9 protein-coding genes are annotated in these 15,864 nt (G+C 46.9%); 5 read left to right on the top strand and 4 right to left on the bottom strand.

Annotation, left to right across the window (positions count from 1 at the left end):
- Positions 1-208 precede the first annotated feature (208 nt).
- Together AABK39_RS19745 and AABK39_RS19740 are read left to right on the top strand one after the other, a co-directional pair.
- Positions 209-3,592, top strand: coding sequence for a TonB-dependent receptor (locus tag AABK39_RS19745; RefSeq protein WP_338395031.1), 3,384 nt, complete (start codon positions 209-211; stop codon positions 3,590-3,592).
- 18 nt (positions 3,593-3,610) lie between these two features.
- Positions 3,611-5,422 (top strand): RagB/SusD family nutrient uptake outer membrane protein, encoded by a 1,812-nt coding sequence (locus AABK39_RS19740; protein WP_338395030.1) that lies wholly within the window; start codon positions 3,611-3,613, stop codon positions 5,420-5,422.
- Positions 5,423-5,568: 146 nt separating this feature from the next.
- On the opposite strand, the gene AABK39_RS19735 is transcribed toward AABK39_RS19740, so the two are convergent.
- Together AABK39_RS19735 and AABK39_RS19730 are read right to left on the bottom strand one after the other, a co-directional pair.
- A complete protein-coding gene (locus tag AABK39_RS19735; RefSeq protein WP_338395029.1) occupies positions 5,569-7,716 on the bottom strand; it encodes a DUF885 family protein in 2,148 nt (715 codons plus the stop codon).
- A gap of 218 nt (positions 7,717-7,934) precedes the next feature.
- On the bottom strand, positions 7,935-8,792 hold the full coding sequence (locus AABK39_RS19730) for an AraC family transcriptional regulator (RefSeq protein WP_338395028.1): 858 nt from the start codon (positions 8,790-8,792) through the stop codon (positions 7,935-7,937).
- Positions 8,793-9,229: 437 nt separating this feature from the next.
- Between AABK39_RS19730 and AABK39_RS19725 the strand changes: the two genes are divergently transcribed.
- Positions 9,230-10,369, top strand: a complete 1,140-nt coding sequence (locus AABK39_RS19725; RefSeq protein ID WP_338395027.1) for a transglutaminase domain-containing protein — start codon at positions 9,230-9,232, stop codon at positions 10,367-10,369.
- 72 nt (positions 10,370-10,441) lie between these two features.
- Here the strand turns inward: AABK39_RS19725 and AABK39_RS19720 are convergent, their stop codons facing one another.
- Entirely contained in the window at positions 10,442-11,716 is a 1,275-nt protein-coding gene (locus AABK39_RS19720; protein ID WP_338395026.1) for a hypothetical protein, read from the bottom strand.
- 237 nt (positions 11,717-11,953) lie between these two features.
- A complete protein-coding gene (locus AABK39_RS19715; protein WP_338395025.1) occupies positions 11,954-12,874 on the bottom strand; it encodes a hydrogen peroxide-inducible genes activator in 921 nt (306 codons plus the stop codon).
- A gap of 486 nt (positions 12,875-13,360) precedes the next feature.
- On the opposite strand from AABK39_RS19715, the gene ahpC reads away from it, so the two are divergent.
- Together ahpC and ahpF are read left to right on the top strand one after the other, a co-directional pair.
- Entirely contained in the window at positions 13,361-13,924 is a 564-nt protein-coding gene (gene ahpC, locus AABK39_RS19710; protein ID WP_338395024.1) for an alkyl hydroperoxide reductase subunit C, read from the top strand.
- A gap of 316 nt (positions 13,925-14,240) precedes the next feature.
- The gene (gene ahpF, locus AABK39_RS19705) at positions 14,241-15,812 is read left to right on the top strand and encodes an alkyl hydroperoxide reductase subunit F (RefSeq protein ID WP_338395023.1); all 1,572 of its coding nucleotides are present in this window, start codon (positions 14,241-14,243) and stop codon (positions 15,810-15,812) included.
- The last annotated feature ends 52 nt before the right edge of the window (positions 15,813-15,864 follow it).

Here is a 15,864-nt window from a genome sequence, read left to right as displayed (position 1 = left end):
GTTTCATGGATAACTCCCCTCGTGGTGGAGCTGTCACTGTATACACTTTTAAAAAAAGAAGCCGAGCGCGGCTGCCACCGTTCTCGGCTTGGTAATAATTGTTAATGCTAAAGGTAAAACTATGGAAAATTTTTCCTCTCGTTTTAGAGTTCCCCTATTTTTTTTGAGAGCAGGGACTCTGAAAATTGTTTTAACGCTTTTTCTGGCCATGGCGGGGGGCTTCGTCGTACACGGCGCCCCTGCCAGCGACAGCGAAGCTTACACGTTTGCCATGGAAGGCAAAACGCTGAAACAAGCCTTCCGGACTATTCAGCAGAATACCGGCTACAAGGTGTTCTACAGTGACGAAGAAGTGGACGCCACCGCAAAAGTGTCGTTTGAGTTTCGTGATTCGTCCATAGACAAAATCATGAACGATCTGCTGAAAGGCACCGGCCTTACTTTCAAAATCAAGAAAAAGCATGTGCTGGTATTTCCGGCACCCGCTCCTGTTGCGGAACCCGTCGAGGCTCCCGCCCAACAAGAAAAGAAAGTCGAAGTGACGGGGACCGTCACCGACGAGAATGGTGAGGGCTTGCCGGGCGTAAACGTACTGATCAAAGGAACGACGGAAGGCACCGCTACCGATGTTTTCGGTAAGTTTGTCCTTTCCGTTTCGCCAAGCGCCGTATTGCGCTTTTCCTCTATGGGTTTTAAGGAAAAGGAAGTGACCGTGGGCAACCAAACCGTTTTCGATATCGCGTTGGTGCCGGATGTGGAACAGCTCAACGAGATAGTGGTGGTGGGTTACGGCACTCAGAAAAAAGCCAATATCACCGGCGCCGTAAGTAGCGTGAAAATGTCCAAAGTATTGGGCTCCAGGCCGATCAACCGTGTGGCCGAAGCCTTGCAGGGCGCCGTTCCGGGTCTTCAGGTTACTACCAACAGCGGTCAGCCGGGCTCTACGGGTCAGTCGATTAATATTCGTGGTATGGCCTCCATCAACGGCGGCGGTTCCCCATTGATTTTGGTCGATAACGTGCCGGTGAATATCAACGATATCAACGCGAACGATATCGAGACGGTTACCGTTTTGAAAGACGCTTCTGCTTCCGCCATTTACGGTGCACGCGCGGCGTTCGGCGTGATAGTGATTACCACCAAAAAATCGTCGCAGACAGATGGCATCAAGTTCCGCTACTCAAACTCTATAGGTTTCAGCGAGGCCGCCGAGCTTCCCGAAGCCGCCAGCCCGATCGAATTCGTGGGGGCGCTGAAGGATTGGGGAGTGGGCCAGCACTGGTCTTTGGGCCAGGACATTACCCGTTGGCACGAGCTGATTTCGGAATACAACTCCAACCCCGGCTCGAACCCCGACGGCTACGTAATGGAAAACGGCGTGCGCTACCAACTGCGCGGCACCGACACCATGGACGAGTTCTTGGGCGAAGGCGGTCTAAAGCAGATGCATAACTTCAGCTTCGACGGCTCAAACGGGCGGACCAATTACCGTGCATCGTTGGGCTTTGTGGACGATGACGGTATTATGGTAACTAACCGCGACCGTATGAAGCAGTATACGCTGAACACTTTCCTGAGCACCAAGCTTCGCAAAAACCTTACGGCCGAGGCGAGAATCAACTACCTGAACAGGCACACCAGCTTTCCGAAAGCCAATTACGGTGGGGCGGTAAGGGCCGGTATTTCAATCTACCCGATGGGCGAGCACACTGATTTGGACGGAAACGTTTTGCCTTATGACGACCCTGCGAACCAAGTGCGCTACAAAACGCCGAACGAGACCAAAAACAGTAACGTCCGCTTGTTCGGAGCGCTGAAATACGAACCGGTCAAAGACCTTCTTATTACGGGAGAATATACATATGAGAATAGAAATACGAATAATCTAGAGGTTAACAACGATCCGGTAATGGTGGGGCGTACCACCTTGTCGAAGGTTGGTGGGAATCCTACAAACACTTATGTAAAGAAGACAAACAGCATAACGAACTATAGTGCCGTCAACCTTTACGGAAATTATAGCAAAACCCTGTTCGGTGCGCATAACATATCGCTTACGGGCGGGTACAACTTCGAGCAGAGCAGTTCCACAAATTTATGGAGCAGAAAAAACGAGCTGATCAATCCCGACTTGCCGGCCCTAGTTTTGGCCGACGGCACTTTGCTTTCCGAAGACGGAGGGTCAGAGTGGGCCGTAATGGGCGTGTTCGGTCGTTTGAATTATAATTACAAAGAGCGTTACTTCCTCAGCGTCAGCGGACGATATGACGGATCGTCGCGTTTCCCGACCGAAGACCGTTTCGGATTTTTCCCTTCCGTATCCGCGGGCTGGAACCTTGCCAACGAGGCGTTTATGCAGGACCAAAGCATCGTAAACCTTTTGAAATTCAGGGGCGCTTGGGGAACGATCGGTAACCAAACCACAAACGGCGTTTATCCTTATATCCCGACAATGTCGACAGGCAGGGTAGGCTGGCTCGACGGCGGAGAAAGGGCTTTGACTATTTACGCCCCTCCATTGGTCAGCGCCAGTTTTACTTGGGAAACCGTAGAGACGGTGAACGTAGGCGTAGACTTCGGAGCTTTGGACAACCGCTTGACGGGTTCGTTTGAAGTGTACGAGCGCCAGACCAAAGACATGATTACGAAGCCGGCCGAAAAACCGGCTGTACTTGGCGCCGCGCCTCCGGTAGCCAACGCCGCGAACCTTAAGTCATACGGCTGGGAACTTACCGTTGGCTGGAGACAAACAGTGGGCGATTTCCGCTACTCGGTCAACTTCAACCTGTATGACAACAAAGCCGAAATCACCAAATACGACAACCCGGCGGGCCTGCTGAGCGACTACTACGTTGGGCGCGAGAACGGCGAGATATGGGGCTTCGTGACAGACGGCTTCTACCAGGTAAGCGACTTTGTGGACGGTACGCTTAAAGACGACCTAACGGGCGGAACACTTAAAGAGGGCGTGGTGAAATACAAAGGCCGTAACCCGAATCCGGGCGATATCAAATACAAAGACCTCAACGGCGACGGGGAGATATTCGTGGGCGACGTGACGCTGGAAGATCCGGGTGACCGTAAGATTATCGGTAACAGCAACCGCCGGTTCCAGTATGGAATGAACCTTTCGGCCGGATGGAAAAACTTTGATGTGGGAGTCATAATCCAGGGCGTGGGCAAGCGCGACGTTTGGATAAGCAACGACCTGATGTGGCCCTATATTCAGCAGTTTGACAATGTATGGAAACATCAGCTCGACTACTGGACACCCGAGAATACCGACGCCGAATATATGAGAGTGTATCCGGGTCAGTCTGCGAACTACGGCAACGGCCGGAGCACGCAGACCAAGTACCTGCAAGACGGATCGTATTGGTCATTGAAAAACGTGACTGTTGGCTATACCCTTCCCCAGTCGATTATCGAAAGGCTGTCTTTGTCCAGCTTCAGGGTGTATTTCTCGGGCGAAAACATGTTTATGGACGATCACCTTCCGCAAGGGCTGAATCCGGAATTCGCCAACAAAGGACGGGGTGGCGCGTACCCGTTTATGAAGCAGTACACCTTCGGGCTTAACGTATCTTTCTAAACGGCTAAAATGATAAAAATGAAAAAGACATTCGCTATACTATTTATCGTCGTAGCCGGCTTCCTTAGCGCTTGCGAAGACGAGCTGGAACGCCTTCCGGAATACTCGCTGGTGGAGAAGACCACCTTTACCACCTACAACAACTACAAGCTGTATATGTGGAAATTCTATACCACGTTCAGTGGATTTAGCGGTTGGGGCAACGACAGGAACGAATGGTCGGGCGACATGATGTTGCACGGCGAACGCAATACGGGCAGTAACTGGCTGTGGAATAACATAACGGTGCCGTCATCGCCCAACGGGTTGTACAAAAACAGCTACAAGGCTATTCGCGAGATCAACTTGATGCTGGGTAGCCTGCCGGAAAACAATACCCTTACGGAAAAGGAGAAAAACCACTGGCAGTCGGTTGGCCTTTTCTTCCGCTCATACCATTATTTTCAGTTACTGAAGGCCTACGGTGGCGTAATTTGGGTAGACAAATACATCAACGAAACGGACGACGAGTACCTCTATGCGCCACGCGCAAGCCGTGACGAGATCGCTACGAATATTTTGAATGATCTGAACTTTGCAGCGGAGAACGTAAAAGCTGGGGGCGACGGCGCCAATACTGTCAATACCAATGTGGTGAAAGCGTTGATTTCGCGTTTCGGACTCTTTGAGGGAACTTGGAGAAAATACCATAACCTTGGCGACGAAGGCAAGTACCTGCAAGCGAGCAAAAGCGCCTCGGAAGATCTGTTGGCCGCTTATCCCGCTATACATAACAATTATGATGACGTTTACAATTCGTTAGATCTTTCGAGTATAAACGGGATCATATTCTACCGAGATTATGTGGTTGGCCAAGCGGTCCACGACTTGACTCACTGGATTCGTACCAGCCAAGCGCCGCGTCGCGACTTGACCAAAAAAGCGGCGGACATGTTCCTCTGCGCCGATGGCCAGACGCGCTGGAACAGCCCGATGTTCGAGGGCGACGCCACCCCGCACCAAGAGTTCCGTAACCGCGACCGCAGGATGCTTTATATCATCTGTCCTCCTTATAAAGTAAAAGGGAACGTAGGTGGTGACAAGCATAAGTGGGAACACACTGGCGAAGCTCTGGACCGGGAATTTATGGACCTGATGGCTTCGATTTCTCCGGAAGGAAGAAAAAGAATGCCCGAAGTGAACTGGGCGGGCTTTGTACAGCCAAGACAGCCCAACTTCAGGAAAGGCGATATGCCCGGCACATACGATCCCGGCTATAACGTAACCACTACGGGCTATAAGAACTGGAAGTGGTACAACACTAACCATATCAAGTTTTACGGCAACGACGAAACCGACGCGCCGATCTTCCGCATAGGGGAGGTGATGCTCAACTACGCCGAAGTGATGTACGAACTCGGAAGCTTTGACCAAAGCGTAGCCGACAAAACGATCAACAAACTACGCGCCCGCGGACACGTAGCCTCGATGACCGTAGCAGATATTGACGCGAACTTTGATCCTACCCGCAACGCTAAGGTAGCTCCTGTTCTCTGGGAAATCAGACGCGAGCGTGCCGTAGAGTTAATGTGCGACGGATTCCGATTCGACGATTTGCGTCGTTGGAAACTTATGGAAGAAGCCGCCGAGGAAAAACTAGGCCGGTACGTAGTAAAAGCGGATTACAATAACGTTCCGCAAATACAAGGAAACAAAACCGAAGGTTACGTGTCGCCATACCTGAACCAAGGTATTCCGCCGGCCTTTCCAGAGCATTATTACCTGTACCCGCTCCCTAGCCAAGAACTGGTACTGAACGATAAACTGGAACAGAACCCCGGCTGGGAATAAAAATGAAATAGCACAACAGCTAATAGAGTAGCAACATAGGTTCAAGGTCGCCCTTTCTGAGGGTGGCCTTTCTTTGTTGGGGTAAAAGGCTGGAGCTTTTTTCAGAAAATCGCATAATTCACAAAAAGTGTCTAAACACACCGAACTCACAAAGCCCGTTTTTCGCTAAACATCAATTCTTCCAAAATCGCGAAAGGAATTGATCCGTTTTCAAGTATCTTGGTATGGAACTCCTTTAGGTTAAAGTCGCTTCGCTTCATGGCCTCTTTCTTCCATTCCAGGATCTTGTTTCCACCGTATTTATATGTAATAACCTGAGCGGGCCATCTTTTCATTCTCGCTATTTCACGGCGGGCTATGTCGTCTTTTCCTTTGATATGTTTTTGCCAAAAACGAAGCGCTTCCTCATCGCTCCAGCCGTAATAGTTGAGCGCGACATCCAATGGAACCCTTACCGAACGGATTAAGTCCCATTCCCATTTTCCCAATTCATCGTAAATATCCTGATAAGCGCCCAGCTCATTTCCGATCTCCTCTACATACGCCGCGTAACCTTCCACATAGCCTAAACATTCAAACGATTTCAATACCTTCGAACGGGGGAGCGATTGGTCCAGTGATATTTGATAATGATGTCCGGGAACGCCCTCATGGGCGTATGTCCAACCGATTTGCCGTTTGTTATATGGTCTGTCAAAGTAGTTGTAATAGAAGATCTTGCTATACGGATTATAAAAAGCCGGAACTTTGGCCAACGCCGGATTTTCGCCTTTTTTGATTCCCACGGTTTTCACTTTATCCATAAACGGAAAAAGCTTTGAGGCTTGCTTGTCGATTCTTTTTTGGGCTTTTTCAAAAGCTTTCTGAACCTTCCGAACATCGGTATAGAAAAAGGATTTATCCTGGATATGTTTTTCGAAAGCAGCGGAATCCATTCCCGATTTTTCCTGAATGGTTTTTATTTTACCCTTTACACGTTCGATTTCCGCTAAACCGAATTCATAAAGCTGATCTGGCTGTACTTTTATATCGATCCATGTTTTTAGAAAATAGGTATACCATTCTTTTCCCATCGGTAAGGTATATATTCCTTTATCGGAAATAGAATCGATCTTTTGTTTGTTCCATCTCTTTTCCAGCGAAATCCGGTTCAGGTTCATAACGGTTTGGTAACGGACGATCTGGTAATCCAGCCAATCCTGTTTCGGAAGTTCTTCGGGTTTATAGGCCGTCAATTCACGTTGCGCGTTTCTGAAGAAACTTTCCTGTTTAGCCAAATCCTCGTTTTTACGAATAGCCTTCAGGTTATCGATATACGATAGGCTAAGTGGCGGTAATTCGAAACTCTGGTATTGGTCTGCGAATTTATCGGCGAAGCCGCGCCATTGCTCCGTTGACTTGACTATGTATTTTCCGATAAAATCGGCTATCAGATTACGGTTTACGCTTGGCCTATCGGCGGATAACTCCTTCCAGAGACTAAAATGCGTATGATCGTAAAGATTAATCACCTGAAAATCACGGTTACCGGTTTTGAGAATTTCCTCTTCGAAGTTTCCGTTATAAACATACGTGTCACGCTCATTCATCAGTAAAATTGGCAAAGTCAGGTTTGCGGCGTGTGTGGTAGGGGAGGCGTCAAGGTGTTCCTGATGAGTTTTGCCGAATACCGGGTTGATATGGTTTGTGATATAGCTGGAATCGGCTTCGGCCAATAGTTTTTTGTAACGCGGGATATCATATGCGCCGGCCAAAGGGATAATTCCGCGTATATTTTTGGTGTCCAGATTCAGTTCGTTCAGGTATTTCTTGTCGGCGGCTAATAAAGCGCTAAGATGGGCGCCGCAGGAATACCCGCCCACGAAGATATTGTTGGTATCGATGGAATATCGCGCGCCGTTTTTAAGAATCCAGTCGAAAGCTTTCGCCGCGTCTTTGATATGCTCCGGGTGCTGTATACCGGTTTCTCTTTTTGGCCTCCCGGGCAAAAGCGCCGGACTAAGCCTATGGCCGACGGAGATAACGGCTATTCCCGATTTTGCGAGGTTTCTGCAAAATCCCATTTGTTTATGGCGATCAACATAAGCCCAAGCGCCCCCGCCAAGCCACATCAGAACGGGCGGGTTGTCTATCCCTTTCGGTAAAACGATATTCAGTTTTGTAAATGCCGAATCGGACGTATTATCGTTATAATAGCTTATATCCAGCATCTCTTCCGTTTCGTAAGCAGTCTGTGCCCAAGTCATGGTGTACCCCAATACCGCCATGAATAAAAATATTAACCTTTTCATCATAAGTGTTTTACTTTTAGATCACGGGTAATTGTAGATTAATTCCACGCTCGATTATCCGCCCATCTCTACTATGGTAAAAGTAGCTATGATGATTTTCGGGAAAGGGGTAAAAGTTGCTAATTTGATTTTTGGATGATTTATTCCATCCTGATCCGCTCCGGTTGCTGTTTAGATTAAATACCTAATACTTCATACCAAATACCTAAGATCATAATAATCTAAGCCCGATCACGTTGCCCCACCGCTTTTCTAAGGTTCTTGACATCGGAGAAACCGACCATTTCCGTTATCTCGTTATAGGAATAACCTTTTTTCAATAAAACCTCGGCTTTTTGGATTTTTAAGGAAAGAAGATACTGGTAAGGGCTTTTCCGGAATATTTTTTTGAAAGACCTAAGGAAATGGTATTTGGAGAGGTGAGACAACTCACTGAGTTGTTTTAGGTCAAGCCTATTGTTTTGATTATCATGAATATAATCCTTAACGGTCATCATTCTTCGAAACAGTTCCTCTTTGGTATGTCGCTTGGTTGCGCTAAGTTGCGCCATCATTTTTTCCACTCCCAATTGGTCCACGCTCATGGCCTCGGCGATACCAATATAGAATTCAAGAAAATCGAAACTATCTTCCTTGTTCCCTATAATGCTACGAAGGTTGGCATTTAGGTATTTACCCAAATTCGTTTGATTTAGATTGCGGAGGTGAGTGGTGAAAAATGAATCGTTGACGGAAGCGTCGAAAGGATCACGGCGGGATTTGATGGAATAAGACGAGAAAACGTCATTGACCAAATCGATAGGAGGAAAAATACAGAGACCGTTCACGGTCTCTTTTGAATTGACTGCCGTTTCCACTTGGTCCCCTTGGTTTACGATAATATAACTATTGTTGGATAGTCGGTAATTGTGATTTTCTACCCGATACCGCTCTTCTCCTCGTAAAACGATTTTGATTGAAATCGGAGAACATTCGGTTACCGCCAAGTATTGCCGTAATTCGGACAAAATGATTTTGCTATAAGCAAAGTCAGGGACTTGTTCGGTTTGTATGTTCTTGAGGGAAGCCTGATTTTCCATTTATCTTCAAGTGATCGAATAAGCGTTGTTGTTTTGATTCAATCTCTTATTGTTTCGGATTATTCTCAAGCGCTATTCCATATATGGGGTGATTTGTTGGAGTGGCGGTTTGAGGAGTGTTTTTTTGTAAAACGCAATCTGAGATTGGGTATTACTTTATATAGTCATTGTACTCAGTCAAAATGGTTTGTAACAGCGACTCTTCCAAGTTAAGGATTTAATTTTTGGCCCAAGATAGAAGACTAGAATCCATATATTTGCCTTTATAATATTATTAGATATGGTTATGTTGATAATTAATTGATTTATGGAGTGGGTTTCTATTTTTTTGAAATAAAAAAGCAATAAGGTGTTACTTTTCTCTTAGACGTAAGTCTAAATGGTATTGTGCAGATTAAAAATATAAACACATCATATTTAATCAACATCAAACTACTATGAGACATTTATTAACCGTTGTTGTTTTGATTTTTTGGGTTACTCAATCTATGGCCCAATCACCTTTACCAATTGTCAAGGCTACTTCCAAGACAGTAAGCATTAGAGACGGTAAAGATTTCCATTCTGCAACATGGACATTAGTGCCCGAATTAAGGCCGGATATTTATCATTCGAGCAAATTAGGAGAACGGGTAACATTCTATACAGATATTGATTCGATCAGTGTTGACCTAAGGGAAAACACAAAGTTTGACTTTGTGATTTTGCTAAACGGTAAGGACTCCGCATTTACACAAATAGCGTATAGGGAACCGTATCTTACAACTTTGAAGAAGGCGGCGGAGTATGACAATACCCAGCGACGGAATATCCCGAAGTTTACATATGCGGGATTGAATGATGTCGATTTGCAAAAGATCAGAAAAGCGTTTAATCTGGACTCGATTGCGGGAAAAGGAAGCGAAGCCTCAAAATTTATCAATATGATGGATTGGGTTCATAACATTGTTCGTCATGACGGTAATAGTAGGAATCCCAAATTACAGAATGCTATAGATCTTATTAAGGTATGCCAAAATGAAAATAGGGGAATCAACTGTAGAATGATGGCTACGGTACTGAATGAATGTTACTTAGCCATGGGGTTTAAATCCAGAATGGTTACTTGTATGCCCAAGCCGTTAAAATTTCAGGATTGTCACGTAATAAACGCTGTATATTCTAATGAATTGGGGAAATGGGTTTGGATGGACCCTACTTTTTCGGCGTATGTGATGGATGAGAAAGGGGAATTACTGGGGATTCAGGAAGTCCGGGAACGTTTGGTAAACGATAAACCTTTGATCCTTAATCCTGACGCAAACTGGAATAGGCGGGTATCTCAAACCAAGGAGCATTATTTGTACGAATATATGGCGAAAAACCTTTATCGACTTGAAGTGCCTGTAAGGTCGGCATATGACGTAGAGACAAACGGCAAAGACAAAACTGTGGAATATGTACAGTTACTTCCGCTTGACGGGATCAATCAAAAGCCGGAAATAAGGGAATCGAAGTATAAAAGCGGAATGGTTTTACGGTTTTATATTACCAATAACCCGAAACAGTTTTGGGAAATGACCCCGGCAGTTAATTAATCAAGATTCGAACGGGAAGAGTTTGGGGGCGCAGTATAGTTATTGCGCCCCCTGTTTTTGCGTAAAAGCATATTATTTTCCGGTCCGTTGCCAAGGCATGCGACCAGTCCCCATTCTTTGTTTACCGGTACCGCCCACACGTTCAACTGCTTTGAAGCATGCAATATGAGCTAATAATGGAATACCTCCGCTTTCGTCGATAAATCCTTTGTCTAACATTCTCGAATAACTGTTCCAGCAATGGGCCATTACTTCCGAAAGGGTTTCGGTATATTCTTTTCCGGCCGATAGGCAGTCTTGTGCCGTAGCTGTTAAAGCATACATTGGAAGGTTATATTCCCTAAGCAGACCACCGTTTTCGGCGTAATAGTCTTGTCCCGTAGGCGTAAGCAAGTTTTCGTAAACCGCATCGGTCAGGGACTTTCCACTGGCCATAAAAGGCTGTAAGGCTTTGCGGTAAGCGGGACTGTCATGCTCGTTAGATTCCAAAATGGTAAGTATGCTTGTGGAGTGGGGAGGAGCCGAGGCTACGGGTTCTTGGGCGCTTTGAGTAAGGGAAAAGGGTGTTTCGCTCGGGCCCAAGTATGCGTAAGTGTCGTCGGCTGGCCACATCTGGTCCATGCTTCCCGTCACCGGACTTTCTTGTTCCGTTGCCGTAGAGGCGATAAACTGTTGAAGCTGTTCATCGTCGAGGGCCATACTGTCCCATTCGGAAGAGAGAGATTCGCTTCCCGGCAAAGACAATGAGGCCGGAAGCTGGTATTCCCAGCCCGACATGTCGGGAGTGCCTACCGAAGAGAAGGATGAGAACCCGGATGCAAATCCTGGGGAAAATCCGGATACACCAGAGGTTTTGGAAGATAATGATTCCCGCATACTGCCGAACCTGTCGCTGGCGCCCTGCCTGAGGCTCGAAAATTTTTCTCCCGCCCCTTGCTTCATGCTTGATAGCCTATCGCTGGCGCCCTGTTTCATTCCCGAGAGTCTTTCGCCCGCGCTTTTCTTCATGCCCGACAGCCTATCGCTGGCGCTTTGTTTCATCCCCGAAAACTTTTCGGAAGCGCCTTTTCGCATATTCCCCACCTTTTCCGAAGCGCTTTGCCTAAACCCGGAAAGCTTCTCCGAAGCCTGCTGACGCATACCGCCAGCCCCTTCGCGCACACCGTTTACTTTGGATTCCACACCTTGTTTGGCCGCGGTTCCCCGGTCCATCATGCTTTGCATTTGGCTTTGTTGGGCAAAGGAATCCCTTTTGTCGCGCATATATGTTCCGGCGCCACTCGCCGATTCCGACAGCCTCTTCTTAGCGTTTCGCCCTTTGTTAATCCAGTCCGTAAAAACCCCCATCTAGCCTTGCCCTTGGTTCTTGCGTTGCTTTACGGAGTCTGTACTTTACCGGTTACGGAGAAAGTTGCGCTTGTCAAATATCAGGGCTAATGAGTTGGAATAGTGATGTTTTGAAATATAAAAAGGATGGGAGAGATGCGATGAAAATCGAATTGTAAAGCACAAAGAGACTTTCATTTACGCTTCTGATTCCAACGATTCGGCCTCTTTACGCTTTACTGTGTACTCTTTACTAACTCAAAGTTTAATCGAAAATTTCTTCATCCTCTCGTCCAGCATATGTTCCGGGATAACGGCTTTGACGGAGTCGGCCACGGCGTTGATCAGGCGTTCGCGGATAAAGTCGGCTTTGATTACGATAGACACCTCGCGTACGGCCGGAGGATTGTCGATCGGGCGGATATTTTTCTTCTGTTCCTCGCTCAAAAAGTGGGTATGAAGTTCCGGTATCACGGAATAGCCGCCGTTTTTGTCGACAATACGTATCAGCGTATCGATACTGCCGGCCTCGAAGGTCCGATTATAGTTTTTCTTCGTACAAAAGTTAAAAAGCTGACTGCGCATACAGTGGCCTTCCTGCAATACCCATAAGCTTTTTTTAGGCATATCGTCGGCCGAAAGGGGTTTGTCGATAAGCGGATGGTCGGGGTGGAAGTAAGCCACGAAACGTTCGTAGTAAACGGGAATCTCGAAAAAGTCTGGCTGCTCCAATGGCGTTGCGGCGATAAACATATCCAGTTCGTCTCGCTCCAAGGCTTTTATTAGGTTGGCCGTGTGCATTTCCGTTACGCCCATTTCCACCAGCGGATATTCTTTGCGGAATACGCTGATCAGGTCCGGCACCAGGTAATTTGCCAGAGTGGGAATAACGCCAATCTTCAGCGGGCCATCGAGTTTTTCAGTTTCATAATCCACTATTTCTTCCATGCGCCGCATCTCACGCAGGGTCTTTTCCGCTTGCCTGATGAGTTTCTCACCCGTGGCGGTGGGTTCCACAGGTTGTTTCGCCCTATTGAAAATCGTTACGTTCAGTTCCTGCTCAAGCTTCTGAATCATTTGGCTGAGGGTAGGTTGCGTAACGCCGCAATGCTTGGCCGCTTCGCCAAAATGCCTGAGCTTGTTTACCGCCGATATGTATTCCAGTTGTTGAAGGTTCATGGTTTAGGTTCAGTAAAGAGTATAGAGTAAAAGCGTAAAGAGTATACGCATGAACAGAATTAGCCTTGTTTTATTCGCTTCACAGGCCTGCTCTATTATTGATTCTAATGCATTCCAAAAAACTAATTTCAGGCCTTTATTTTTCTTCCATAACCGCAAGGCTTTTGGATGGAAGAAAAATTTGTAGCCGTATTTGAGAGATTTTTTGGTTACTTTTTGATCTTTCAAAAAGTAACACCGGAGTTTGTTTATAGCAAAATGTCAGTGGTTTCGGGATACCGTATTTTAAATGTAGATAATTAAGTTACATATAGACAAGAGGCCTGCTTTGCCTTCCTGCATTTCCAATCACGTTATTGTTTCCAAAACAAATATACATTGATATCATCAATCAACCCATTGATATCACCTGTTTTCATCTATGATATTTTCATCGCACCTTTGTCATGTAGTTAATCACAAAGCAAAAGCAAAAACACAAAGACAATGTCACAGATCGGAAAACAAATCGTAGATTTCAAAGTGCAGGCTTACCAGAACCAAGGTTTCGAAACCGTTGAGAAAAAAGACGTTTTGGGCAAGTGGTCGGTATTCTTCTTCTACCCGGCCGACTTCACTTTCGTGTGTCCTACGGAACTTGAAGATCTCGCTGATCTTTACGAAGAGTTCAAGGGCATAGGCGCCGAGATCTACTCGGTTTCCACCGACACTCACTTCGTTCACAAAGCGTGGCACGACACTTCCGACACCATCAAGAAAATCGGATACCCGATGCTCGCCGATCCTACGGGAGTATTGTCAAGAGGATTCGACGTTATGATCGAAGAGGAAGGTTTGGCCGAGCGCGGCACTTTCGTCGTAAACCCTGAAGGCGAGATTGTAGCCTACGAAGTGGTTGCCGGAAATGTGGGCCGTAACGCCGAGGAACTGCTCCGCAGAGTGAAAGCCCTTCAGTTTGTGGCCAACAACCCGTCAGAGGTTTGCCCGGCCAAATGGAAAGAAGGTGCGGAAACCCTGAAGCCAAGTATTGACCTTGTAGGTAAGATCTAAACCTGATTGGATCTGTGGTCTTGGGTATTAGGTATCCGGTATTCAATTATTAAATCGAAATCCGATACCTAATACTTCTCTCCAAAAAATCACCTGAGACTAGCCTATCCCGGTTCAAAGTTCACCAAAACTATTAACCTGGATACACAACACCCTGATTAAGAAATATAAAGTAAATAGTAAAGCGTAAATAGACTGCTCGGAAGCCATTTGAAAATTTATCAATCGAACGAATTATCACCCACGAACTAACAAACTAAGCACATCAACTACCTAATACTTAATACCCAAGACCAAATACCAAAACCGTATTCCTATGCTAGACCAAGCCCTCAAATCTCAAGTTACAAGCCTTTTCTCGACTCTGAAAAACAGCTATACCTTTAAGGTAACCGCATCTGAAACACACGCCAAGCGCGACGAGTTTGTCCAGTTTTTGGAATCGGTGGCCGAATGTTCTGAGAGAATAGACGTGGAAGTTTATGAAGGAAAAGACTTGGCTTTCGATATCCTTAAAAACGGAGAGGAAACGTCGGTTCGCTTCCGGGCTATTCCAAACGGTCATGAATTCACTACTTTGCTTTTGGCCGTGCTGAATATGGAAGGCGTGGGCAAAAACCTGCCGGACGAATCGGTAACGAGGAAAATCCAGTCATTGAAGGGCGAAGTACGTGTGCGCAGTTATATCTCGCTCACATGTACCAATTGTCCGGATGTGGTACAGGCGCTGAACGTGTTGTCTATCGTCAATCCGAACATAAAGCACGAAATCGTGGACGGCGGATTGTATCAAGACGAAATAGAGGAACATAACGTTCAGGCCGTTCCGACTGTATTTGTAGACGGCGAGCAATTTCATGTGGGAAGATCGAGTATGGGCGAACTTCTCCAAAAACTTGAGGATAAAGTGGGCAAGGAGGAAGCTGTGGAAACACAGGAGCCATTGCCTGCCAAAGCCTATGACGTAATGGTGGTGGGCGGAGGCCCGGCCGGAGTTTCGGCTTCCATTTACGCCGCCCGCAAAGGTTTTTCGGTGGCATTGGTGGCCGAAAATATCGGAGGCCAGGTCCGTGAGACGGTGGATATCGAAAACATGATTTCCGTTTCGAAGACAACGGGCAAAGATCTTTCGGCCGGATTTGCGGCGCATCTGAACGATTATGATATCGATATTTTGGAAAACCGCCGCGTTACGGAAGTCAGCGACGGCGGAGATATCAAAGAAATTAAAACATCATTGGACGAAACCTTTACGGCGCCCTCGTTGATTATCACCACGGGTGCCAGTTGGAGAAAGCTGGGCGTACCCGGCGAAAGCGAATACATCGGCCGTGGGGTGGCGTTCTGCACCCACTGCGACGGCCCGTTTTACAAAGGAAAGAAAGTGGCCGTGATAGGCGGAGGCAATTCCGGGCTGGAAGCGGCGATTGATTTGGCCAATATAGCTTCCGAAGTGACGGTATTGGAATTTGACCACCAACTCCGCGGCGATCAGGTATTGCAAGACAAATTGGCCTCGATGGGAAATGTCCGGATAGTTACCGGCGCGGCCACGACAGAAATCATAGGAGACGGAAAAAAAGTTACCGGCCTGAAGTACGACGACCGAAAATCCGGCTCAAAAGAAAACGTGTCGGTGGACGGCGTGTTTGTGCAGATAGGTTTGACTCCCAACAGTGGAGTATTCAAAGAAATAGTAAGCACCAACGGCCGTGGCGAAATAGAGATTGACCCGGCTTGCCGAACCAGCGTACCGGGCATTTACGCCGCCGGCGACGTAACGGTAGTGCCTTACAAACAAATTGTGGTAGCGATGGGCGAGGGGTCCAAGGCGGCGCTTTCGGCATTTGAAGACCATATCAAACGACCTGAACTAGCTGCCGTTTAGATTACCATGTTGCGATATAGGTTTAAAGATAGGGGTATCAACAATCAACGCA

It is taken from the genome of Fulvitalea axinellae (assembly GCF_036492835.1).
Lineage (GTDB): Bacteria > Bacteroidota > Bacteroidia > Cytophagales > Cyclobacteriaceae > Fulvitalea > Fulvitalea axinellae.
The sequence above is the reverse complement of the archived record's forward strand: the minus strand, read 5'-3'. Positions and strand labels throughout refer to the sequence as shown.

What these genes read in the sequence shown, in the direction of transcription:
- AABK39_RS19745 (WP_338395031.1), top strand. Translation starts at nt 209, where the DNA reads ATGGCGGGGGGCTTCGTCGTACACGGCGCCCCTGCCAGCGACAGCGAA.
- AABK39_RS19740 (WP_338395030.1), top strand. Translation starts at nt 3,611, where the DNA reads ATGAAAAAGACATTCGCTATACTATTTATCGTCGTAGCCGGCTTCCTT.
- AABK39_RS19735 (WP_338395029.1), bottom strand. Translation starts at nt 7,716, where the DNA reads ATGATGAAAAGGTTAATATTTTTATTCATGGCGGTATTGGGGTACACC.
- AABK39_RS19730 (WP_338395028.1), bottom strand. Translation starts at nt 8,792, where the DNA reads ATGGAAAATCAGGCTTCCCTCAAGAACATACAAACCGAACAAGTCCCT.
- AABK39_RS19725 (WP_338395027.1), top strand. Translation starts at nt 9,230, where the DNA reads ATGAGACATTTATTAACCGTTGTTGTTTTGATTTTTTGGGTTACTCAA.
- AABK39_RS19720 (WP_338395026.1), bottom strand. Translation starts at nt 11,716, where the DNA reads ATGGGGGTTTTTACGGACTGGATTAACAAAGGGCGAAACGCTAAGAAG.
- AABK39_RS19715 (WP_338395025.1), bottom strand. Translation starts at nt 12,874, where the DNA reads ATGAACCTTCAACAACTGGAATACATATCGGCGGTAAACAAGCTCAGG.
- ahpC (WP_338395024.1), top strand. Translation starts at nt 13,361, where the DNA reads ATGTCACAGATCGGAAAACAAATCGTAGATTTCAAAGTGCAGGCTTAC.
- ahpF (WP_338395023.1), top strand. Translation starts at nt 14,241, where the DNA reads ATGCTAGACCAAGCCCTCAAATCTCAAGTTACAAGCCTTTTCTCGACT.